This is a genomic window from Xenorhabdus koppenhoeferi, assembly GCF_900116635.1.
GTDB lineage: Bacteria > Pseudomonadota > Gammaproteobacteria > Enterobacterales > Enterobacteriaceae > Xenorhabdus > Xenorhabdus koppenhoeferi.
Genome location: NZ_FPBJ01000009.1, coordinates 51,185 through 73,778 on the forward strand (window position 1 = coordinate 51,185; position 22,594 = coordinate 73,778).

The following is a 22,594-nucleotide window of genomic DNA, read 5'->3' on the forward strand; positions in this document are numbered from 1 at the left end:
CAGGAGACTTATGGTACATGCTGAACGCATTTAAATTAGAGAATAATTGCCTGCTCCGCCTTGAATTTGAAGAAGGTGATAAGTTATCCGACTCCATGTGGGTAGATTTAGTTGGATTGGGGGATGATGATCGTCTCCGTGTCCAAAATGAACTTGGGCAAGTTCTGGCAACCCGCACTGAACTGGATGACATTGAAGCATCGGCACGTTTTTTTGAAGATGAAAATGGCATGCACGTCCACTCATTTTTCTACTTTGAAGATGCCGAAGACCATGCTGGTAACTCGACAGTCGCGTTTACCATTCGTGACGGTCGTCTCTACACATTGCGAGAGCGTGAACTCCCTGCATTTCGATTATACCGAATGCGCGCCCGTAACCAGATCATGGTTGATGGGAATGCCTATGAACTGCTTATGGACTTGTTCGAAACCAAAATCGAACAGTTGGCTGACGTTATTGAAAACATTTACAGTGTGCTGGAATCCCTGAGCCGGGTTATTATGGAAGGTAAGCAAGGGGATGAATTCGACTCTGCTCTCTCTAACCTGGCAGAGCAGGAAGACATCGGCTGGAAAGTTCGCTTGTGTCTGATGGATAGTCAGCGTGCTTTGAACTTCCTTGTACGCCGTGCCCGTTTGCCGGCAAATCAGCTTGAACAGGCCCGTGAAATCCTGCGAGATATCGAATCCCTGCTGCCGCACAATGAATCCTTGTTCCAGAAAGTTAACTTTCTGATGCAAGCGGCGATGGGATTTATCAACATCGAACAGAGCCGCATTATCAAAATTTTCTCCGTTGTTTCCGTGGTATTCCTGCCTCCTACGCTGGTGGCATCCAGCTATGGGATGAACTTCGAATTTATGCCGGAACTAAACTGGACATTCGGCTACCCTGCGGCCATCGGGTTGATGATAGCTGCGGGACTGGCGCCTTATCTCTATTTCAAACGGAAAAATTGGTTGTAATAAACCTCTTCAATTCCAGTACAGAACGGTGTATACACAATGGATTTCAAGTTGCATCGCCGACGGCAAGAGGGCAAATCCCCGGGAGTATAGATAGCTATGTGACCGGGGTGAGCGAGCGCAGTCAACAAAGAGGCAGTTTGAAAGACGAAGTGTATAGATATATACGCCCACAGAAGGGCGTATTAGCTTTACTTATTTCCTTTCCGCAAGCGGCGCTGAGTATAAAGCGCATCCAGTGTAAACAGGATCAATGCCGCCCAGATAAACCCAAAAGTAACCAAACGATCTGGACCAATTTTTTCGCCATAAACCAATGTTGCCAGCAAGAACATCAGAGTAGGGGCAAGATATTGGAAAAATCCGAGTGTGGACAAACGCAGATGACCAGCGGCAACGGTGAAAAATAATAACGGCACTGTAGTAATTATACCCGCAGCAATCAATAACAGATTCAGAGATAGGGAGCTATTCAGCATATTGCTGGTTGGTGTATGCGTGAAAAACAGCAGGTAAACCAACGCAACAGGAAACACCCAGATTGTTTCAATCAACATACCGGATTGTGCATCTACTCCCAGTTTTTTGCGAATCAATCCATAAAGAGCAAAAGTTGTTGCTAAATACAGACCAATCACCGGTATAGAGCCAAACTGCCATATCTGGATAAATACTCCCGTAAATGCCAACCCCACTGCGATCCACTGCATGCGACGGAATCGTTCACCAAGGAATATCATGGCGAACAGCACACTTACTAACGGATTGATGAAATACCCAAGGCTTGCTTCCAGCATATGATTATTATTAACTGCCCAAATATAAATCAGCCAGTTACTGGCAATCGTAAAGGCCGTGATGCCTAACAGTAACATGATCTTCGGCTGTTTGATGGCAGTTAAAACCTGATGCCAGTGACGGGTTGCCGTCAGCATCAGCACCATAAAAAAAACTGACCATATAACACGATGCGACACAATTTCATCGGGTGGCACGTGTTGTATTTTCTTGAAGTAGATGGGAGCCAACCCCCAAATAATATAGGCACCCAAGGCATACAGGATACCTTTGACAGTCTGTTGGTTACTCATAATATCCTTGAATGTTTAGATAGTTAAGAAGAGATGCAGGGGTATTCGGCCCATGAACCTATACAATTTGGCATCGGGTAGCATGATTTACAAGTAGTTAATAGCATGAGTAATAAATTAAATTACACCACGTATCTAAATAGCATTTTTTGCTAAATTGCTATGCTCAGGAAAGAAAGAGTTATCTATATTTATATAATCTACCTCTGCTTCATATTTTTCTGTTCCGGCAGTAGTCGCTCCTAAACATAGCTGAGCTATATCATCTTTAGCCAACTAAATAAGTGCCCGTCGCACTGGCAATATGTATCTGTTGTTCATTGTGCAGTTCGATTCTGGCGACTGATACTTTGTTGCCAGCTCGGATTATATTGCCGCTTGCTGTAAATACCTCACCGCGTCCGGGGCGCAGGTAATCCACTCGCAAATCAATGGTGCCCAGTGTCGCCAGTCGCTTTTGTATCTCTGGGATTGTGAGAGTTTCCAGCGTTGTCAGAGCATGGCTTGCACAAACCAATCCTCCAGCAACATCCAGTATAGAGGCGATCGCTCCACCGTGTAGGATCTTCTGAGCTATATTACCGACCAGCTTTTCTTCCTTACGAAATTGCAGTTCTGCGTAGTCTTGTTCGAAACGAAGCAGCTCAAGCCCCAGAAGCCGGTTAAATGGCATCTGATAGATAAAAATTTCACCAATGAGTTTACGGGCTTCTTCCGGTGTTAATGCTTTGTCTGCTCGCAATCTATTTTCCATGAGTCTGTTTCCTGATAATAAAAAGTAAATATTCAGATGTTTAATGAATCTTTATAGTTAATAACTTGTTAAGTCTATGCTTTTATTACTAGCCTTACCAGTCTGTGAAGCATTCCGAAAAACAGTTCATTGAAAAAAACAGACTACAAAAAATAACCATGTAGTGTGTAAAATAAGCGATAATTTTTACTTTATAACTATAAGAATTGCTCCGGCGGTGAGATAGCATGGGGTGGTATAACATGGGTTGATATAACATGGTAGTGAGATATCGCAATGTACAGGCGTTTAGATCGTGTCTGTATTTTTTACGGCCTTTTTTAAGGTTTTTTCTAAAGATTGGGGAAAGGCGTGTCTACCGCAGAACTCATCAGCACGGCATCGCTGGCTGAACAAGCATTACGAAAAACATTCGGATACCAGCAATTCCGCCCGGGACAGCAGCAGGTTATCGACGCCGTTCTTGACGGGCGTGACTGTCTGGTAGTTATGCCAACGGGAGGCGGCAAGTCGTTGTGCTACCAAATTCCCGCACTGGTTAAAAATGGGCTGACGCTGGTTGTTTCTCCCTTGATTTCACTGATGAAAGATCAGGTTGATCAGTTACGGGCGAATGGAGTGGAAGCGGAATGCCTGAACTCAACTCAAAACCGCGAACAGCAATTTGATATTATTCAGCGTTGTCGTCAGGGGAGCATTAAACTGCTCTATATTGCCCCTGAACGGCTGGTGACAGATAACTTCCTTGAGCATCTTCACGATTGGCAGCCTGTTTTACTGGCTGTCGATGAAGCTCACTGCATTTCCCAGTGGGGACATGATTTCCGCCCAGAATACCGGGCGTTGGGGCAGCTTCGTCGCCGATTCACTAATCTTCCCGTGATTGCATTGACAGCTACGGCGGATAAAACTACCCGTCAGGATATTGTGCGTTTACTGGAACTGCATGAACCAATTATCCATATCAGCAGCTTTGACCGTCCCAATATTCGCTATACGTTAGTGGAGAAATATAAACCGCTCGATCAGCTTTGGTCATTTGTTCGTGGTCAGCAAGGAAAAAGTGGGATTATTTACTGCAACAGCCGCACTAAAGTAGAAGAAACAGCGGAGCGCCTGCAAAAGCGGGGGCTTAGCGTCGCATCTTACCATGCGGGATTGGAGAACAACCAACGTGCATGGGTACAAGATGCGTTTCAACGGGACGATTTACAGGTAGTTGTGGCGACAGTTGCATTTGGTATGGGAATTAATAAACCCAATGTGCGTTTTGTCGTGCATTTTGATATTCCCCGTAATATCGAATCCTATTATCAGGAAACCGGCCGGGCAGGACGGGATGGTTTACCCGCTGAAGCAGTGTTATTTTACGATCCTGCGGATATGGCTTGGTTGCGCCGCTGTCTGGAAGAAAAGCAGGCTGGTGAGCAACAAGATATCGAACGGCATAAACTCAATGCTATGGGCGCATTTGCGGAGGCGCAGACTTGCCGGCGTCTGGTACTGCTGAATTATTTCGGGGAAAGTCACCAGACAGCTTGTGGTAACTGTGATATCTGCCTTGATCCTCCCAAGCGTTACGATGGTCTGGTCGAGGCACAAAAAGCGCTATCTTGTATTTATCGCGTTGGACAACGTTTTGGGATTGGCTATATTGTAGAAGTACTTCGCGGCGCGAATAATCAACGCATTAGAGACTTCGGGCACGACAAACTGCCTGTGTATGGCATTGGCAAAGAGCAGAGTCAAGAACATTGGATGAGCGTCTTGCGTCAGCTTATTCATTTGGGATTGATTAGCCAAAACATTGCCAATTATTCTGCATTGCAACTGACAGAGGCTTCGCGGCCAGTGTTGCGGGGAGACGTTCCATTGCAGCTTGCGGTGCCCCGCATCCAAAACTTGAAAAGCCGCAATCAGCAAAACAAATCTTACAGCGGGAACTATGATCGCAAATTATTCGCCAAATTGCGTAAATTGCGTAAATCCATTGCTGATGAAAACAACATTCCACCTTTTGTAGTTTTCAATGACGTTACATTGATTGAGATGGCAGAGCAGTGCCCGATAACTCCGGATGAACTTTTGCTGATTAATGGTGTTGGGCAACGTAAGCTGGAGCGTTTTGGGGACGCATTTATGGCACTTATACGCGATCATTTTGAAGGATTTGAATAACCGAAGAGTACTAATATCCAATAGATTTTGAGCCGCTTGCGGCGGCAAGGGAAATAATCCCAGCCACACAGCTAACTATGTGGTTGGGATGAATAAGTGCCGCCAAAGAGGTAACTTGAAAGATGAAGGAGATAACAAAGGAAGATGAATGGCACCTGAGATATTGAAAGAAAGCTGGTTAAACCGCGAACCTCAGTTCTCTACTTTTACAAATGGATTATTGCTGGATTTCTGGCAAACGAGGAAAGAATGCCAATTTATGGGTGTTGATGATGTGCCGATCCATTATGTCTCCTTTTGTTCCCCTCATCATGACAAAACATTGGTGATCTTACCTGGTCGCAGCGAAAGCTACGTAAAATACTCTGAAGTGGCCTATGATTTTTACCATCTGGGTTATGACATTTTCATTATTGACCATCGTGGTCAGGGGCGTTCAGGGCGGCTGTTGGATGATAGACAAAAAGGCCATGTCGAAGCGTTTGATCATTATGTGGATGATTTTGCCAAATTTGTTGAACTAGAAGTGATATCTCGTCTGCCTCATCGCTGTTATGCTCTTGCCCATTCGATGGGAGGGGCGATCCTGAGCTGTTTCCTGTTGCGTCATAAAGAACCCATTTTTCGTTCGGTGGCATTATGTGCTCCCATGTTTGGAATCAATTTACCGATGCCCCGCTGGCTGGCTAATTTTCTGGTTAATCAAGCTGAACCTAATGTTAAAACACGCAACGCATATGCATTATCAACCGGGCAATGGCGGCCATTACCTTATTTGATCAATATATTAACCCACAGTTATGCGCGTTATCAGCGATACTTACGCTATTATGCTGATTATCCTGAATTGCGCCTTGGCGGGCCGACCTACCATTGGATGCGTGAAAGTATGTTGATGGGCGATTATTTGGTTGAGAATGCAGAGAAAATTCAAATTCCGCTCATTGTGTTGGAGGCGAGTGAAGATAAGGTAGTTAGTAATCGGGAGCTACTGGCTTTTTGCAGATCACGTCAAAAAGCGGGAATGGGAAAAGAAAAACAAAAGTCTCTGGTTATCCAAGGGGCTAATCACGAAATCCTGTTCGAAAAAGATATGTTGCGGGCGAAGGCTCTCAATGCAATTTGTGATTTTTTTGATCAAAACTGATTTAGTTTAGGAACTATAACTATGTATCATGTTGTTGCTTCAGATTTAGATGGCACTTTGTTATCTCCCGACCATAAATTAACGCCATATACCAAGGAAACGCTGAACTTGCTGACAAAACAAGGGGTTCATTTTATTTTCGCGACAGGGCGCCATCATGTTGATGTGAGGCAAATCCGTGATGGGTTGGGTATTGATGCGTATATGATCACCTCCAATGGAGCAAGGGTTCATAATACTCAGGATGAACTAGTCTTCAGCCACAACTTAGATCCTGAGATAGCTCATGATTTATGCCTATTGGAATTTGATAATCCTGATGTTCTGACTAACTACTTTAACAATGATGATTGGCTGATGAATCGTGAAGAGTCTGAGCAAGAAGAGTTTTTTCAGGAATCTGTTTTTCACTATCAACTCTTCCAACGCGATAGCTTCCCGACAGATGGGGTATGCAAGGTTTATTACACCAGTGAAGATTATAATTACTTGGTGGATTTGGAAGAACAAATTAAAGCGCGTTGGGGAGAAAAGGTTAATGTCAGCTTTTCACTGAGAAATTGTCTGGAAGTGATGGCGGGTAGTGTTTCCAAAGGCCATGCTCTGGAACAGGTTTGTCTATCTCTCGGATATCAATTAACCGACTGCATTGCTTTTGGTGATGGTATGAATGATAAAGAAATGCTAAGTGTGGCAGGCAAGGGCTGCATTATGCAAGGCGCTCATCAGCGGCTGAAAGACATTTTACCGGATATGGAAGTTATTGGTTCCAATGCTGATGATGCAGTTTCTCGTTATCTGCGGAAAATGTACCACGTTTGATGTTGATAAATTGAATTTATCCAATAAATTTCAGCATCAGTGAGAACACAACGCAATAGCTTGAAAAATTAAGGCAATAATCGTTTGAGAACAGTATCCGACAGGATGCGGTTTCTTTTATTTGTGACACTAACGGCAACAGACATCAACTTTGACCATACTTCACGCTTAAGAAGCCGGAAGCATATCATAGCAACTAACTATTTAATACATGACCGAATTTAGAGCTAGTCTGCAAAAATAACAGAATAAAACATCAGTAAAGGGCTTCATCAAAGCCCTTATTTAGCTATTTCGTTGCGCGTAAAACAATAACGCCTGGTTTAGAACTCATATATTCAATAAAAGGTGTATCTACAACTTTGTTATTTTTAGACAAAGATGAAGCATTACGATACAAAACTTGATTATCTTTTTTAATAACAATACCCGTATGAGAAACATCTAATCCATTTATTGGAGAATAAACACCTGCAAGATCTCCATCTTGCATATTATCAAGAACCTTTTGGTTTATTGCTTCCCCCGGAATATAGGTTACCATACGAGGAGTGACCCCTAATCCTTTGATATATTCACTACCATCTGATTTTTGATTTAACATTTTTTCTACTGTAATAGCATCAGGACTGAGCGTTGACGTAACATCAATTGCATTTCGCGGGGATACCGCATACCAATCCGTGAAAAAATGTTTTCGCTTATAATAGCTGACATCCGAATTCTTATAGCGCGTATTGACCAATGAATTAAGAAAAGAGGTTTCATTTTCTGATTTTGTCAGAGCGACGACATAATCAAGATATGTGAAACAATCAACGGCATCGAAATTAACAACGAGTGTTTCTTGCTGGTCAGGACTTCCTATTAACGTATTAGCAAGATAGGGAGTCCCTAAAAATGAAGCTGATACACGATCAACCAATTCACCTTGAGTAAGATTTTTATTCGGTTTTATTTCACTATCAATAATATTATTGATTTTTTCTTTGGCATTATCACTTATCATTATGGGATAGCCTGGCTGATCATTTGAAGCACAAGAAATTAAAGAAAATGCAAGCAGAACCAGTAGAGGTGATTTCATCATCTATTACCTAAAGTTGTTATTAACAACTTCATTAATATTGTAAATTATTTCAAATAGCAACTAAAATGTCATCAACATCTAGCGTCATTTTATAATTCTCCCGGCTTACGTGGTGGATTGCGGCCCGAAATGTTACTTGTGGAACTGCGGATTTCTTGCCCAAAAATATCAACACGCGCCTGAAATGGTGGGAATGGCAAAGTAATATCGTGTTTGCGGAATTCCTGCAAAATGTGTTGATGCACTTCATGGCGTGCAGGCATACGATGCCCCATTTCTGCGGCATAAGCGCGCAATTCATAAACTTGAATGCCTTGCTGTAGATCCACTAAATAAACTTCCGGTATCGGATTATCCAGAATCAGCGGTGAGCTTTTTGCTGCGGCCATCAATATATCAGTGGCATTTGCTGATTCAATATCTACCGGAACAGGAATGGTCAGAACGATACGAGTGATAGTGTCAGACAGTGACCAGTTGATAAATTGTTCTGTAATGAATGCCCTGTTGGGAACGATAATTTCTTTTCTGTCCCAGTCAGACAGGGTGGTTGCCCGCGTATTAATCTTCGTGATGCTGCCTGTGAGGCCCCGGATAGTCACGGTATCACCAATCCGGATCGGTTTTTCAAATAAGATGATCAGGCCGGAAATGATATTGGCGAAGATCTCTTGTAAACCAAAACCAAGCCCGACCCCCATTGCTGCAATCAGCCACTGGAGTTTCGACCACTCAATGCCTACCAGCGAGAAACCAACCAGACCACCAACGAGAGTGATACTGTATTTAGTCAGTGTCGTAATGGCATAACCTGTGCCCGGTGCCAGCTCCAAATGCTGTAAGAGTGCGAGTTCTAATAGTGCGGGAAGATTACGGACAAGCTGCGTAGTAATGATGATAACTAAGATCGCAATTAACACTGAACCCATAGTAATTGGCTGGACACTATCGACACCATTGATGGTTGTGCTAACGTCCCAAAGCTGAATATTCTCGAGAAAAGAGAAGGCGGAGTGCAATTCAGACCACAATAGAATAAGTGAAACGAGGGCAATCATCGTCAGGATCGAACGGACCAATCCCAACGATTGGGCACTGATTGCATCCAAATTGATGACGGGTTCTTCAACTTCGATTGCGCCTTCTACACTGCTATTGATATTGGCTGAGTCTTCTTCACTTTTAGCACGTTGGGCCAATATCTCAGCGCGGCGCTGTTTGGCACGTTCAAAGGCAATTTTACGCCTTTGGATCAGCATCCATCGACGAATAATGTGGTAAATGACCAGTAAGAAGAACCAAATGGCGACAGACGTTTCCAAACGCCCCAGCAGAGCTTGTGAGGTTTGCAGATAGCCGAGGATCGCAGCAAATGCCGCTAATATTGGGGCAGAAAGCAGTATCCACCATAAAACGGAGCTAACGATATTTTCGCCTGAACCATGTTTATCCATGTAAAGCGGAATACCGGCGCGTTTTAGGCTGCTGGTCACCAGACTCAGGGAAATACAGAGCATGATGAAACAGAGCCTGCCGAGGGTTGTGGTAAATTCCCGGTCGCTGTAATGATTAAAGGTGATCAGTGCCATCATGAGAGGCACGATCAGGAAAATGGAAAGACGATAAAAACGCATTGCCCGTTTTATGCGTTCTTCCGGCCACCGAAAATGGGCAATAAATAAGCCATTGGGATGGGCAAACGCTGCACTCAGCATAAAGACCCACAGAACCGGCGTTGTTTCACGTACACCATTGCCGATTGCATTAGCCATCGGATACTGCCAGGCATTTTGCAGGCCATAACCAATGGCTGACCAGAGCATTGGCAGTGGTAATGCCGCGACGATAGACCAAAAAACGGTACGCAAGGTAAGGGTGAAATGGTCTTGTGTTACTTTGCCGATACGGTTGCTGGAGCGCTCAAGAAAAGCATGATATTGGCGATGTGAGCTAATACTGAAAATCACCAGCAGTAAAGTACCCACCAAATAGAGCAGGGTATCCTGTGTGGTCAGAATACTGTGGATTGCACCACCCAGTTGCGAAAATGTATCCAGGGATAGCAGACGTGTCAGATCTTGTACTACCTGCAATGGGTATTTCAGTGAAATGGGATTGACATCTGCAACCCAGAACAGATAACGGTGAGTCGCATCCTGTACTTCTTTTAGGGCATCATTTAACTGGCTGGTGGAGACTTTGAGCTTTGTTAGCTCCAGTATTTCGTTGTCATATCCTGAAAGCAGGGAACTTAACAGCTCTTTTCTTGTACGGATAAGTGAGTCATAGACTTTCTTTTGTGCCGGTGTCAGTGAGCTGTACGTTGGTAAATTTTGGTTGGTATCCCGTTGTGAATGTCCCAGCATTTCTTCATGTTTCAGCCTTTCGACTCGCAATTCGACAATACTTCTGTCAAGTTGCTGGGATTTCGGCATATCAGGAACACGGGTGACTTGTGCTCTTAACACTTCTCCTAGTGCGGTGGAATCGCTCAGCCATTGTGCCTGCTCGCGGATGGTATTAAGCGTCTGGCGAACAGTCAGAATATCACTGGCGGCTTTGCGTTGCTGTGAGCTAATGGCATCCATATTTTGAGTTTGCTGGTTGAGCATTTGTGAGAGCTGGCGGTTTTGCTGAAGTTTATCTTGCAAAAACTGAGGGAGTTGCCCGCCACTTTGTTCCGCCAACATTTCGGTATGTTCAAGTGCTGATTCTGCTTTCTGCTGGCGTTGGCTATTTAACTGACTGCGCAGTTGCTGGAGTTTAAGATCCAGTCGTTGGTAGCGTTTTTTGAATAAGTCAGCGCGAACACGGGCAATTTCTTGTCGATTATTGGCAGAAAGCTGGGCTATTTCCAGTTCATTGGTTGCTGCCTTACGGGCATTGATCTCTGCCTGAGCCAGAGTCAATTGTGCTTCCGCCAATGGAGTAGAAGGAGAACCCAAAGATTGGAGACGGGAAATCGCCTCGGTCAGCAGACGTTTTGCCTCAACTTGTTGTTGAGGCAACTGATTAATAGAATCACTGATATCCCGGATCTTGTCTTGTTCTTGCTGTAATTGGCGCCCGTGTTCCAACAATTCGCTACTGGTCTGAATAATCTGTTGTTCCAGATTACTGATAGATTGATTGGCAGGAATAGGGGGAACAGTATCACTTTCAGCAATAATTTTCTGGCGAAGCTCTTTGATGATAGAAGGAAAATTATCAATCGACTGTTGATATTCCTGAGTACGCTCGTTGGCAGATTTTGTATCGTTAACCCAATTTATAGCCCCTTGAAGTGATTGCGCGATTTCAGAATCATGAGAATTCTTATTGTCTTCAACCTGCTTCAGCTCTTTTTTCAGTTGGGTATCATCCAACTGTGTTATAGCGGCAAAAGCTGGATTTGCAATCAGCAAGCTGAGAAGTAAACTGATAATCAGGTGCACAATAAGGGGCTCCTTGGCTTTAAAATTCGCTGACGATATCTTTAATTCACTGATTCTCTGTATTCACAGTAGGTTCTTCTGATGCCACTGTCTGAGCCATTAAGCTCCCCATACGGGTTTGTGAACCACTGTATAAATTATTGGCAAAATGAATCTGATCGGAAGCAAACAGGTTGATGACAGTTGAACCGAGTTTGAAGCGCCCCATTTCCTCTCCCTTTTTCAGGGGAACAGCACCTTCCTGACCCTCTGTTGGGTAAGTCCAGCGTTTGATGATGCCCTCACGCGGTGGTGTGATACAACCACTCCAGACGGTTTCTATACTGCCGACAATTGTCGCACCAACCAGAATTTGCACCATCGGTCCAAATTCTGTATCAAATAAACAGATGACACGCTCATTACGTGCAAACAAATTTGGAACATTAGCTGCTGTCAATGGATTGACTGAGAACAGATCGCCCGGGACATAGATCATCTCTTTTAGCACACCATCGCATGGCATATGGACACGGTGATAATCTTTTGGTGATAAGTAAGTCGTGATGAACTGACCGTTGCGGAACTGCTCTGCCAGTTGATACTGCCCTGCCAGTAGCGCTTCTACAGTGTAATAGTGGCCCTTGGCCTGAATAATTTGATCTTCACGGATAGCCCCAAGCTGGCTGATGGTTCCGTCTGCGGGCAGAGCCAATTGAGTAGTCTCATTGACGATAGGGCGTACGTCCTCTTTTAAAGGACGGATAAAGAACTCATTGAATGTTGAGTAAGCGGTGAATGAAGGATCTTTTGCTTCATTCATGTCTACTTTATAGGCTTTGGCAAAAGCCTTGATGGCGAGCTGTGTCATCCAGCCCGCCTTTTTATTGGCAAACCAGCCTGCTAAATGTGTAATACATTGTTTTGGCAGTAAATATTGTAAACTGATTTTAATATTATCCAGCACGTCAACCTCTTGGATTTTTTCTTGGCAAATTGGACAAAAGTCTACCATTGTACCTGCCATTGTTTTTAATGTCAGTGTATCGTTAATTATTGTCTTATTTTTGACTGTCTGTAAAATTTCGGCGTGGTTTAACCTGTGCCATACTTTCTAAGATTCGCTGATAATTCTCGAAACGTTCTTCTGCAATATCATCTTGATCCAATGCTTCCCTCAAGGCGCAGCCTGGATCATCTTGATGTTTGCAATCGCGGAATTTACATCTGCCAAGGTATTTACGGAACTCAATAAAGCCTTGTGTAACTTGTTCTGGCGTTAAATGCCATAAACCAAATTCACGAACACCTGGAGAATCAATCACATCTCCGCCCAGAGGGAAATGGTAAAGACGTGCGGTGGTGGTGGTATGCTGACCGAGCCCCGAATTGTCCGAGACCTCATTGACCAGAATATTTTCTGCATTATCCGGCAGTAATGTATTGAGCAGGCTTGATTTTCCAACCCCTGATTGTCCTGCAAAGATACTGATTTTATCAGCCAGCAGTGAGATAAGTTCAGGGATACCTTCTCCGGTATAGCTGGAAACTTCCAATACGCGATAGCCGATATGACGGTAAATATCCATGACGCTGTTAACCCAGTCACGGCTTTCTGCATCCAGTAAATCAATTTTGTTGAGGACGATCAAAGGCTCGATATTGAGTGTTTCACAAGCAACTAAATAACGATCGATAATATTCAGAGAGAGTTCTGGCAAGATAGCGGAAACAATCACGATTTGGTTGATATTTGACGCAATGGGTTTGATGCCATCGTAGTAATCGGGGCGTGTAAGAACAGAGGTACGTTCATGAACTGCTTCGACTATCCCGTTAACTTTGACATCAGATTGCAGTTGTAGCGCAGGGCGCCATACAACGCGATCTCCTGTGACTAATGAACGGATTGTTCTTCTGATATTGCAACGCTGTATGGAAGCATCATCGGCTTCGATATCGGCATGTTGCCCAAATCGGCTGATTACCAGACCTTCCTGTGGCTCGCCAAACTGGCTGTCATCCACTTCTGGTTTATTGGACTCAGCCTTCTTATTCAGCCTGCGCTGATGGTTGGCTTGTACACGGCGTTGCTGCCCTTTGGAGAGTTTATTTTTAGCCACCGAACCTCACTTATTTCATCTATCTTGCTGATTATCGCTGTGAGCTATCAAAAACGTTATGATACATCACGGATACAGACTACCTGTTTTGAAGGAAACTAGGATATATCATGTCAAAAAGTGAGAACAATCTTATCTGGATAGATTTAGAGATGACTGGGCTAGATCCAGAGCGTGATCGCATAATTGAAATTGCGACCATTGTTACCGACCCGGAATTGAATATCCTCGCGGAAGGTCCTGTTATCGCGGTACACCAGTCCGATGAGCAACTGGCATTGATGGATGACTGGAACGTACGGACACACACAGCCAGTGGGTTGGTGGAACGAGTAAAGCAGAGCCAATGTGGTGATGAGCAAGCAGAAAAAGCCACCATTGCTTTTCTGGAACAATGGGTGCCGGCAGGAAAATCCCCGATTTGTGGCAATAGTGTGGGGCAGGATCGTCGCTTTTTGTTCCGTTATATGCCTGAATTGGAAAAATATTTTCACTACCGCTACTTGGATGTCAGTACGCTTAAAGAATTGGGTCGTCGCTGGAAGCCTGAGATGCTATCTGGTTTCAGCAAGAAAAACACCCATCAGGCATTGGATGACATTCGGGAGTCTATTGCTGAGTTAGTGTATTACCGAGAGCATTTTATCCAGAAATAAGAGGTTGAGTGTGGTACAAATTCGTATCTAAGTCGTCTCTGTGTTGATGATTAAGCTGATATTTTGCTGATTTAATCATCAGCCAGAGAGAAAAAATGATTTTTTGTGTTTTAGGGCTTGCCAGAAGAATAATTCCTCGTATAATGCGCTCCCCGTACCGGAGAAAATTTCGAAAGTACAGCACACCAAAATTTAAGCGGGAATAGCTCAGTTGGTAGAGCACAACCTTGCCAAGGTTGGGGTCGCGAGTTCGAGTCTCGTTTCCCGCTCCAAATCTTATCTCGATTTATGATTTTATCTCTTCCTTAGCCACAGCCACCAAAGCCTTAAGCAAATTCCCTGAAATAACTGTGAATGCATATCGATTCGAGAAAAAGATAGCGTGCATGGTAAATTACGCACGCTACCTCCGGTTATGCTATTTAATGCATCTAAATAGGCATTGCTTATTATTTATGACCAAACGTCATAGTACTCTAGCAAGCGTTTTTTAATCTTGTCATCGTAGTGAGAGAAAGCGATAACCTCCGGAGGTGGTGTAAAGTGGGGGTGGAGAGAATTCACCAAACTCTCATAACGGTGTAACAGTCCTTCCTGAATCACCGGTTCCCAATTCGGTTTGATATCCCAAAGGCATTCATAACCCATGCCCAGCATTTGCGACGTAGTTTCTTTTGCTACCACGTCTCGGGAAAGGCCGGCTAATGGTGCCCGTATAGGGGTAAAATCACTGAGATCGATATCCGCATTGCTTTCCCCATATATTGCATTGGCGATATAGTCAGCCAGTAAGGGGGATTGGTGCAGTCCATCCCGATAAGTGCCGGTCACAAGCCAGAGTCCATCTATTCCACATTCTCCAATAAGCGGAAAACCATCTGCCGATATTGGTCTGTTGCCTACTTGGATTGAGACTATCTCAGAATAGTACAAATCTGTATGGAGCTGTTCAACCGCACACTCAAGCAGGAACTGTACATCTGATACGGCTGCTTGAGTCCGGGGATTATTTTTTAAGATATTGGTTGCGCCGATATATAAAATACCGTCATTTCTTGGTACGCAATGCAAACCACATGCGAACGCACGATTAGGTGTCCGAATGACAGATGATGGCAATTCCATGCCTTCTGGAAGTTTAAGTAATATGGAAATGCCGTTGCCTGAGAATAGCGGTGGAATTCGTTTTGTGATGTCTGGCATATCAGCAAGGATATCCAGTGAATGCACACCTGCCGCTATAATGACTTTATCGGCCAAAATCGTTTCGCCATCCTCGAGTTCAACGCCAGTAATAATTTTATCTTTTGATAGAACGCGCTTGGCATTTTTTGCGATGATAGTCCCCCCTTCAGCTACAAAAGCAGAATCCAGCACATCGAGCAGCAGATGGGAATTTACGGCGTGTTCATCGGGGATGTAAAGACTCATTAACGGCCGAACAAGCTCGTTGGGTTTTAACCAAGTAATTTGTTTAGGGGCAACCGTTTCATAAGGTTCGTTATAAGTGGTCAGAACATCTTCGATTGCATGAAAATTATCAGTATCTATTTCGTCTGTTCCGGCAGTGTTAAGAATGACATGTGTCCCTTGTGCAGTAAAAAGTGATTGATGGTTGCCGGATGAGTCTGCGAGCCTTTTAGCCCATTGTGGCCATCGTTTTTTGGCGTTGAAATCCATACTGACTTTCAGCTTTCCATGCTGACTTGCTATTAGACCTGTTGTGACTTCACCAAAACAGCCATTCATGGCTCCTGCCGCGTTGGAAGCGGCATTACTTCTATCCAGACTACCGACGCGGCAGATTGAATACTTTCTGCTGGCGAGTTCATAGGAAATCGAACTGGAGATTGCACCTGAGCCTACAACAATTACATCGTATTTCATGATATTGCTCCTTATAAATTCCCGTCGCGGGTTTTGAAACAGCCATTTGTACACATTTTCTGCGTAGCAATGGCAACAAGGCATTCTCAAGTACGATTCTCTAGAACTGTTTTTTTACCTTTAACATATAAATATTCAAAATTTTGATTGAATAATATGTGGGCATATTTGAGTCTGTCAACTTGAAGTTTTCATCTATGTGGTACATGAAATGTTTAATTATATTCGATTGAATTTAAAGTATTTATTGTTGTTTTTTCTATTTTTTTATTGCTTTGTGATTGGTAAAGTAGTGGGTGTTATACAGTTTTATAATTCAATAAATAAATTGAATTTTATAATTAATGATGTGGGAAGGGGACATTCTCCAGTACATCGGGATAGAGAACAAATTTAAGAGTAAATTTTTTAATATGATGAAACCGTTTTGGGCAGCCAGTACTGAATTAGCTTAAAGTGCGGAATTTTTTTATTTACGCAATGACTTCAAGAAGGTGTTATCACGTGAGATCAAATAGCCAATATCTGCAACAGTGACGCCAAACACCTCCATCAACAATGGCATCATCATACCCACGACCATAAATTCAGAGGTCGTGAGTATGAATATCGTCTTGAACTTTATTCATGGCGAGGTTTGCCTGGTACGACAGAACTTCGGCTTGTAAGCAAAAGCGCTATCAACGCTGCAATAGCATAAGCCGCAGCAGCAGTTCCGAATGCCCATATGTAGCCATCAATGGTATCTATTTGTGTTGCAGCCACAGCCATTAATGCTGAAAGACCAACGGTTGGGCCGAGTTCCATAGCTGTATTCATGACCCCGCCGGCAAGTCCTGCCTGATGCTGTGGTACATTCATTGTAGAAAGTACGGCAGCGCCTGCAAAAGCAAGTGACATACCGATTGCTACCAAAATTAGACTTGGCAGTAATCCAGCAATATAAGTTGTATTTCTATCAATACCAACCAACAATCCAAAACCGAGCGCAGAGATTAGTAGACCAGCACTCGTCACTGGTGCTGCTCCGATGCGACCAACCAGAGGTGCTGCCATTTGTCCTGTCGCGATGAGTGCGATTGCGAACGGCAGGAATGCGGTGGCGGTCATCAATGGTGTCCATCCCAACTCTTGCTGGAGATAGAGTGACAAAATAAAGTTGATAACGCCCGATCCAACGGCAGCAAGGAACATGCCAAACAACCCGGTGAGACGGTATCGTTCAAAAACAAATCCCGGTGGAAGAAGGGGATTACGGACAAGACGTTCGATCAAAGCAAAGGCAATTAATAAGCCAAGACCAGTCAGCAAGGGGGTCAGAACGACTGATGATGTCCATGAATGATCGCCTGTTAATATCAGTCCATAGCTACTTAAGGAAATGCCGAATGTGGCAAGTATCGCACCAATCAGATCCAGTTTAGGCCGATGTTGTTGAGATTCATCAATTCCGGCTGGAAGTATGCGAATGCTTATTAAGCCAATGATTGAAACGATAACCGGAACAGCAAACATCCACCGCCAGGAAATCCAGGTTGTTACTACCCCTGAAAGAATAAATCCTGAGACGGCACCGAGAACAGAAACGCCCCCCCACGTCGCCATTGCCCGGCCAAAAGCACTGGGTTCTGGGAACAATGCCCGCAGCACTGCCATTGCTGCTGGTGCTATCAGGGCGCCACCCACTCCTTGAGCAAAGCGCATGGCGACAAGCACTTTGAAATTGGGGGCAATGCCGGCAATCACGGAGGATATACCGAAGATAAATAAACCAATAGCTAACATCCGTCGTCCCTGAAATCTATCTGCCAACCGCCCACCAAAAAGTAGCAAGCCACTGAATGGAAGCCCGTAGGCAGCGAGTACAAGAAGTAAATCGGCAGGTGTGATATTGAATTCTATCGCGATTTTTGGAAGTGGAACGGTGATCAATGCAATTGTGAAGATCAACGTGGTTTGAACGATCGCCAGGATCGTGAATGCCGGACGCTGAGTACTATTTTTGGGCATTGTTGGTTGCGATTGATCGTTGTTTCTGGATGGCAAATTATTTGGCGACATTATGCAAACTCCTGATTGACAAAAACGCAGTATAAAACACGATGACCTCACCAAAATAACACATTCAATTTAATGATTGAATGACAGATTAATATGACTTTGGCTTTTCGTCAATGACTAGTAACCAAGGCTATTTGTTGTATAAATAACATACAATAATGGGACTGCATCAGGGGAAGAAAGGATATCTATTGTGTTAATTGGAGTTTATTTTGAGCGTTTGAAATTTGATTGTACGCAAAGTACTTGCCATGATTACCAAACAAAGCCATAATGGCGCCCATCTTGATGTCCTGTTATATAAAAATATTGTTAATCAATAAGTTACAGTGATTATAATAAAATTTCTGATATAGGGACAGTTAAGGCTGGTAATAGCCATCAATGATGCGGGAATAGCTCAGTTGGTAGAGCACAACCTTGCCAAGGTTGGGGTCGCGAGTTCGAGTCTCGTTTCCCGCTCCAAATTCAGGACGGTAGATTTATTGAAGTCTGCAAGTCTGCAAATCATAGAAAAAGCGCCGAAAGGCGCCTTTTTCGTTATCAACAAATAGATTATCAGTCTGTTTTTATAACGCTTTCAGCAACTCTTCTTTACTTACCAACATGCGTTGTATCGCTTTTTGCTTCACATGACCAAAACCCCGCACCTGATTGGGGAGTTCCGCGAGCTGCTGACAGATTGCCAAATTATTGCGATCCATTTTCTCAATCAGAAAATCAATCAGTCGTTCATATTCAAGCAGTAAATTCCTTTCCTGCTTACGTTCTTCTTGATAGCCAAAAAGATCGAAAACAGTACCGCGAAGTGGTTTACATGCGGCTAAGAAGCGGAATAAAGGAATGATCCATGAGCCATACTCTTGTTTTCCACGTTGCCCTGTTCGCGGATCTTTACGGTTTAAAAGAGGAAGACTGAGGTGAAAACGAATATTGTCTATATTATCAAACTTTGAGCGGAGCTTATCGAAAAAACCTGTTTTGACATAGAGGCGGGCAACTTCATACTCATCCTTATATGCCATCAGTTTGAATAAGTTTTCAGCAATGGATTTAGTAATCTCTTCTGCATTAATCTGCTGGGCGACCATTTGAACCTGAGTTATGCGGCTGAGATAACGCATGGCATAGCGTTCATTTTGATAATCAACCAGCAATTGATATCGGTTCATAATGAGGTCGTCTAGACTTGTTACGTTTTCTGAAGGGTGAATATTCAGATGATTCAGCAAGATATCTGGCTGTTCCGCAGCGATGCGGCCTATATGGAAAGCCCGCCGAGCATTATTAGCGGAGAACCCCAATTCTTGAATCGCTCTGTCGATAGAAGATAACGCAAATGGAAGTTTGCCTAGTTGCCAGGCATAACCGATTAAGATGATATTTATTTGATCCCTGTCTCCCACGAGGTGGGTTGCCATCATCTCTGCATCAATGGAACGTAATGTTTGGATGTGTTGGTTAAGGGTATTTAGCATTTTGGGCTGATCCAAATCCAACATAGGGGCTCGAAGCATTGTACCGATTTGAGTTTCATGAGTGTTCAGTATGCATTTTGTTGAACCTCTCGACATCACTTCCAGTGAGTTCCGCCCTGTTGCGGCAACTAAATCAGCCGCAATAACCAAATTGGCGCGTCCCCGATCAATTCTGACCTGATGTAGTTTATTCGCATCACGACTCAATCGGACATGAGTGATGGCTTCTCCTCCTTTTTGAGCGAAGCCGGTAAAATTCAGTACACTGACGGCACAATTATCTAACTGAGCGGCGTTTGCAAGTAGATGCCCGGCGGTAACGATTCCTGTACCACCGATACCAACCAGCAGAATTTCATAAGGTCTTTCCGTACTAGCGAGTGTCGGCAGTGGTAATGTGGGAATAATTTTATCTAAATCTGCCTGTGAAATGATTTTGCTGAGGTCAGAGCGTGGGTTAGCATTTTCGATAGTGATAAAACTGGGACAAAACCCTTTCAGACAAGACAAGTCTGAGTTGCAAGTATGCTGATCTATCTCGCGCTTAGTCCCTAACGATGTTTTGACTGGGATGACGGCAAGGCAATTCGATTGTATCTGGCAGTCACCACATCCCTCACAAACCAACTCGTTAATGACGGCACGGCGTACTGCTTTTGGTTCCAGACCACGTTTTCTTTTGCGGCGCAGTTCTGTAGCACAGGTTTGATCATAGATAATCACTGTTACGCCAATGATCTCTCTAAAGCGCTTCTGCACATCTTCAAGATAATCCCGCCCATAAAGTTTCACTTGGGCAGGAAAGATATTTTTTCCTTTATATTTATTAAGCTCATTTGTTACGACTGCGACTTCCTTCACTCCTTCAGCAAGCATCAAGGAAACAATTTGCGGTATGCTGATGCTTCCATCCAGAGGCTGTCCACCCGTCATTGCCACGGCATCATTAAACAGTAACTTATAAGTAATGTGGCTGTCGGCGGCTACTGATTGGCGAATAGCTAAATGACCGGAATGAAAATAGGTGCCATCGCCTATATTTTGAAATACATGCGAACGGTTAACGAAAGGAGAATGCCCCATCCAGTCAATACCTTCTCCTCCCATCGGCAGGAGACCGCTTCCCGTATTACGATCCATCCAGGCTGCCATGATATGACATCCAATGCCAATTTGGGCCTGGCTTCCTTCTGGCAAGCGAGTTGAAGTGCTATGGGGACACCCTGCGCAGAAATAAGGTGTGCGTTTTGGTAAAGACGTATCGTGCGCAGTGATGGCAGACGACCATTCCAGCGGAATGGAGAGAGACAGATTAAACTGCTGTAACCATCCGGCCAACGGAGCAGCTACTCGAGAAGGGCGTAATTCAACATCTGCGGGCAACAGTTTTTGGCCAAGATGGTTATGCTTACCTATTAATCTGACATTTTTTTGTAAATTAACCAAATGATGGGCGAGCAGCATTTCGACGACAGCCATTTTTTCTTCAATGACAAAAATATCGGCGGTTTGTGCCGCTAGCTCAATGAGAAGCGGGGATAAAGGATAAACCAGACGGACATGAAGCAAAGCGATGCCTTGTTGTGCCAGTTCGGAAGGAGTTAGGCCTCCGGCCCGCAAAACTTCCATGACATCTTGGTGGGCTTTGCCAACCGTGACCAATAGGGCTTGCGGGTGTTCACAGGGGGCAAGGAGAAAGTCGATAGGGTTAAGTTTGGCAAAATCTTCAATAGCTTTAAGTTTGTAGGCCAAGCGTTTCTCTAGTTGTGGGCCGGGGAGATCAGGCCAGCGCCAGTGTAGCCCATCAGGGCCGGGATCGACTTGGGGAATTTTATAATCAGGGAGTGGCTTACTTTCTCTGACCGCACCACTTTCTACGACTTCACTGATGGCCTTAAATCCTATCCATGCACCACTTATGCGTGATGCAGCCCAGCCCCATAAACCGACATCAAGGTAATCGGCAACCGATGCCGGATGCAGGATAGGCATACTCCACGCCACTAAACTGAGGTCAGACTGATGGGACATTGAGGAGGAGACACAACCGTGGTCATCCCCGAGAATAACCAGTACACCGCCGTGTGGTGAGGAACCATAGGCATTGCCATGTCTTAGGGCATCACCAGAACGATCGACCCCCGGCCCTTTGCCATACCACATTCCGAAGACACCATTAACTTGTCTGTCCGGGTCGGATTCTACTTTTTGCGTGCCTACCAATGCATCTGCCGCGAGATCTTCATTGATCGCAGGTTGAAAGCGAATATTGGCCCGAATAAGTTCTTTACTGCGTTGCCATAATACTTGGTCTAAACGGGCCAGGGGAGAGCCTCGATAGCCTGAAACAAAACCTGCTGTGTTGAGATTGTTGAGTTCATCCAGCTCAGCTTGAGTGAGCAGAAGGTCAGCCAGAGCTTCAGTGCCTGTGACAAATTTAGATTGATAATATCGAGCCATGTTTTTGACCCTCTCTGAAGAGAATAATTATCTAATTTTTAATCAAAATTGATGTTAATCTATTTCCCTAAAATACTTACGACAAGCATAAATCTTATTAGATGTTAGTTATTTGTTTATTTAATGTTGTTTTTTGTGATGTCGGTCTATTCTAGATTGCCGCTGGAAGCACGTGTGTGCTTTTTGTATCAGTATGGGGAGAATATCTTTTGAGCGTTTAATACTGAGATGCAAGTAAAGGGCTTGCCATCTTATCTGAACATGTTCATAATGACGCGCATTCCTGATATGTAGGTTAAAATAATTGTCTTGTTGTTCATGCGGTTAACAAGCATTTTGTAATCAACATTCAGAATATCTCAGGCTAAGATTAGCCGTCAGCGACGCGGGAATAGCTCAGTTGGTAGAGCCCAACCTTGCCAAGGTTGGGGTCGCGAGTTCGAGTCTCGTTTCCCGCTCCAGTTCA

The 22,594-nt window shown here is 44.1% G+C and carries 15 protein-coding genes and 3 tRNA genes; 8 read left to right on the forward strand and 10 right to left on the reverse strand.

Translation table 11 applies throughout. The annotated features are described in order from the left end of the window. Nucleotides 1-17 precede the first annotated feature (17 nt). Complete coding sequence (gene corA, locus BM329_RS04730; protein ID WP_092549648.1) at nucleotides 18-968, forward strand: magnesium/cobalt transporter CorA; 951 nt, start codon at nucleotides 18-20, stop codon at nucleotides 966-968. Between the two features lie 191 nt (nucleotides 969-1,159). Here the strand turns inward: corA and rarD are convergent, their stop codons facing one another. The 3 genes from rarD to BM329_RS04740 form a co-directional block, all read right to left on the reverse strand. Next, nucleotides 1,160-2,059, reverse strand: a complete 900-nt coding sequence (rarD, locus tag BM329_RS04735; protein ID WP_092549651.1) for an EamA family transporter RarD — start codon at nucleotides 2,057-2,059, stop codon at nucleotides 1,160-1,162. A gap of 135 nt (nucleotides 2,060-2,194) precedes the next feature. Beyond that, nucleotides 2,195-2,335, reverse strand: a complete 141-nt coding sequence (locus BM329_RS14655) for a hypothetical protein (RefSeq protein ID WP_177216185.1) — start codon at nucleotides 2,333-2,335, stop codon at nucleotides 2,195-2,197. Continuing rightward, a complete protein-coding gene (locus tag BM329_RS04740) occupies nucleotides 2,328-2,813 on the reverse strand; it encodes a thioesterase family protein (RefSeq protein WP_092549654.1) in 486 nt (161 codons plus the stop codon). The genes BM329_RS14655 and BM329_RS04740 overlap by 8 nt, the downstream gene beginning before the upstream one ends. A gap of 351 nt (nucleotides 2,814-3,164) precedes the next feature. Here BM329_RS04740 and recQ point away from each other — a divergent pair, with 351 nt between their 5' ends. The 3 genes from recQ to yigL all read left to right on the forward strand — a co-directional run bounded on the left by recQ (nucleotide 3,165) and on the right by yigL (nucleotide 6,960). Further along, nucleotides 3,165-4,991, forward strand: a complete 1,827-nt coding sequence (recQ, locus tag BM329_RS04745; RefSeq protein ID WP_092549657.1) for an ATP-dependent DNA helicase RecQ — start codon at nucleotides 3,165-3,167, stop codon at nucleotides 4,989-4,991. A 148-nt stretch (nucleotides 4,992-5,139) separates the two neighbouring features. Continuing rightward, a complete protein-coding gene (gene pldB / locus BM329_RS04750; protein WP_092549660.1) occupies nucleotides 5,140-6,138 on the forward strand; it encodes a lysophospholipase L2 in 999 nt (332 codons plus the stop codon). Nucleotides 6,139-6,159: 21 nt separating this feature from the next. Continuing rightward, nucleotides 6,160-6,960 (forward strand): sugar/pyridoxal phosphate phosphatase YigL, encoded by an 801-nt coding sequence (gene yigL / locus BM329_RS04755; protein ID WP_092549662.1) that lies wholly within the window; start codon nucleotides 6,160-6,162, stop codon nucleotides 6,958-6,960. Between the two features lie 289 nt (nucleotides 6,961-7,249). Here yigL and BM329_RS04760 read toward each other — a convergent pair whose 3' ends face one another. The 4 genes from BM329_RS04760 to rsgA all read right to left on the reverse strand — a co-directional run bounded on the left by BM329_RS04760 (nucleotide 7,250) and on the right by rsgA (nucleotide 13,586). Further along, the gene (locus BM329_RS04760) at nucleotides 7,250-8,050 is read right to left on the reverse strand and encodes a DUF1460 domain-containing protein (RefSeq protein WP_092549665.1); all 801 of its coding nucleotides are present in this window, start codon (nucleotides 8,048-8,050) and stop codon (nucleotides 7,250-7,252) included. A gap of 89 nt (nucleotides 8,051-8,139) precedes the next feature. After that, nucleotides 8,140-11,484, reverse strand: a complete 3,345-nt coding sequence (gene mscM / locus BM329_RS04765; RefSeq protein WP_092549668.1) for a miniconductance mechanosensitive channel MscM — start codon at nucleotides 11,482-11,484, stop codon at nucleotides 8,140-8,142. A gap of 46 nt (nucleotides 11,485-11,530) precedes the next feature. Next, on the reverse strand, nucleotides 11,531-12,430 hold the full coding sequence (asd, locus tag BM329_RS04770; protein ID WP_092549736.1) for an archaetidylserine decarboxylase: 900 nt from the start codon (nucleotides 12,428-12,430) through the stop codon (nucleotides 11,531-11,533). 94 nt (nucleotides 12,431-12,524) lie between these two features. Further along, a complete protein-coding gene (gene rsgA, locus BM329_RS04775; RefSeq protein WP_092549671.1) occupies nucleotides 12,525-13,586 on the reverse strand; it encodes a small ribosomal subunit biogenesis GTPase RsgA in 1,062 nt (353 codons plus the stop codon). Nucleotides 13,587-13,696: 110 nt separating this feature from the next. Here rsgA and orn point away from each other — a divergent pair, with 110 nt between their 5' ends. Together orn and BM329_RS04785 are read left to right on the forward strand one after the other, a co-directional pair. Next, nucleotides 13,697-14,242, forward strand: a complete 546-nt coding sequence (gene orn / locus BM329_RS04780; protein ID WP_092549674.1) for an oligoribonuclease — start codon at nucleotides 13,697-13,699, stop codon at nucleotides 14,240-14,242. A gap of 196 nt (nucleotides 14,243-14,438) precedes the next feature. Beyond that, nucleotides 14,439-14,514 (forward strand) — tRNA-Gly (locus BM329_RS04785). Nucleotides 14,515-14,695: 181 nt separating this feature from the next. Here the strand turns inward: BM329_RS04785 and BM329_RS04790 are convergent. Together BM329_RS04790 and BM329_RS04795 are read right to left on the reverse strand one after the other, a co-directional pair. Further along, entirely contained in the window at nucleotides 14,696-16,129 is a 1,434-nt protein-coding gene (locus BM329_RS04790) for an NAD(P)/FAD-dependent oxidoreductase (protein WP_092549677.1), read from the reverse strand. Between the two features lie 621 nt (nucleotides 16,130-16,750). Beyond that, nucleotides 16,751-18,190 carry an MFS transporter gene (locus BM329_RS04795; RefSeq protein ID WP_092549680.1) on the reverse strand — a complete coding sequence of 480 codons (1,440 nt, stop codon included), beginning with the start codon at nucleotides 18,188-18,190 and terminating at the stop codon, nucleotides 16,751-16,753. A gap of 389 nt (nucleotides 18,191-18,579) precedes the next feature. Between BM329_RS04795 and BM329_RS04800 the strand changes: the two genes are divergently transcribed. Continuing rightward, a tRNA-Gly gene (locus BM329_RS04800) sits at nucleotides 18,580-18,655 on the forward strand. Nucleotides 18,656-18,759: 104 nt separating this feature from the next. On the opposite strand, the gene BM329_RS04805 is transcribed toward BM329_RS04800, so the two are convergent. Beyond that, a complete protein-coding gene (locus tag BM329_RS04805; RefSeq protein ID WP_092549683.1) occupies nucleotides 18,760-22,128 on the reverse strand; it encodes an indolepyruvate ferredoxin oxidoreductase family protein in 3,369 nt (1,122 codons plus the stop codon). Between the two features lie 385 nt (nucleotides 22,129-22,513). Here BM329_RS04805 and BM329_RS04810 point away from each other — a divergent pair. Continuing rightward, nucleotides 22,514-22,589 (forward strand) — tRNA-Gly (locus BM329_RS04810). Nucleotides 22,590-22,594 lie beyond the last annotated feature (5 nt).

What these genes read in the sequence shown, in the direction of transcription:
- orn (WP_092549674.1), top strand. Translation starts at nt 13,697, where the DNA reads ATGTCAAAAAGTGAGAACAATCTTATCTGGATAGATTTAGAGATGACT.
- corA (WP_092549648.1), top strand. Translation starts at nt 18, where the DNA reads ATGCTGAACGCATTTAAATTAGAGAATAATTGCCTGCTCCGCCTTGAA.
- BM329_RS04740 (WP_092549654.1), bottom strand. Translation starts at nt 2,813, where the DNA reads ATGGAAAATAGATTGCGAGCAGACAAAGCATTAACACCGGAAGAAGCC.
- pldB (WP_092549660.1), top strand. Translation starts at nt 5,140, where the DNA reads ATGGCACCTGAGATATTGAAAGAAAGCTGGTTAAACCGCGAACCTCAG.
- yigL (WP_092549662.1), top strand. Translation starts at nt 6,160, where the DNA reads ATGTATCATGTTGTTGCTTCAGATTTAGATGGCACTTTGTTATCTCCC.
- BM329_RS04760 (WP_092549665.1), bottom strand. Translation starts at nt 8,050, where the DNA reads ATGATGAAATCACCTCTACTGGTTCTGCTTGCATTTTCTTTAATTTCT.
- BM329_RS04795 (WP_092549680.1), bottom strand. Translation starts at nt 18,190, where the DNA reads ATGTCGCCAAATAATTTGCCATCCAGAAACAACGATCAATCGCAACCA.
- rarD (WP_092549651.1), bottom strand. Translation starts at nt 2,059, where the DNA reads ATGAGTAACCAACAGACTGTCAAAGGTATCCTGTATGCCTTGGGTGCC.
- BM329_RS04805 (WP_092549683.1), bottom strand. Translation starts at nt 22,128, where the DNA reads ATGGCTCGATATTATCAATCTAAATTTGTCACAGGCACTGAAGCTCTG.
- BM329_RS04790 (WP_092549677.1), bottom strand. Translation starts at nt 16,129, where the DNA reads ATGAAATACGATGTAATTGTTGTAGGCTCAGGTGCAATCTCCAGTTCG.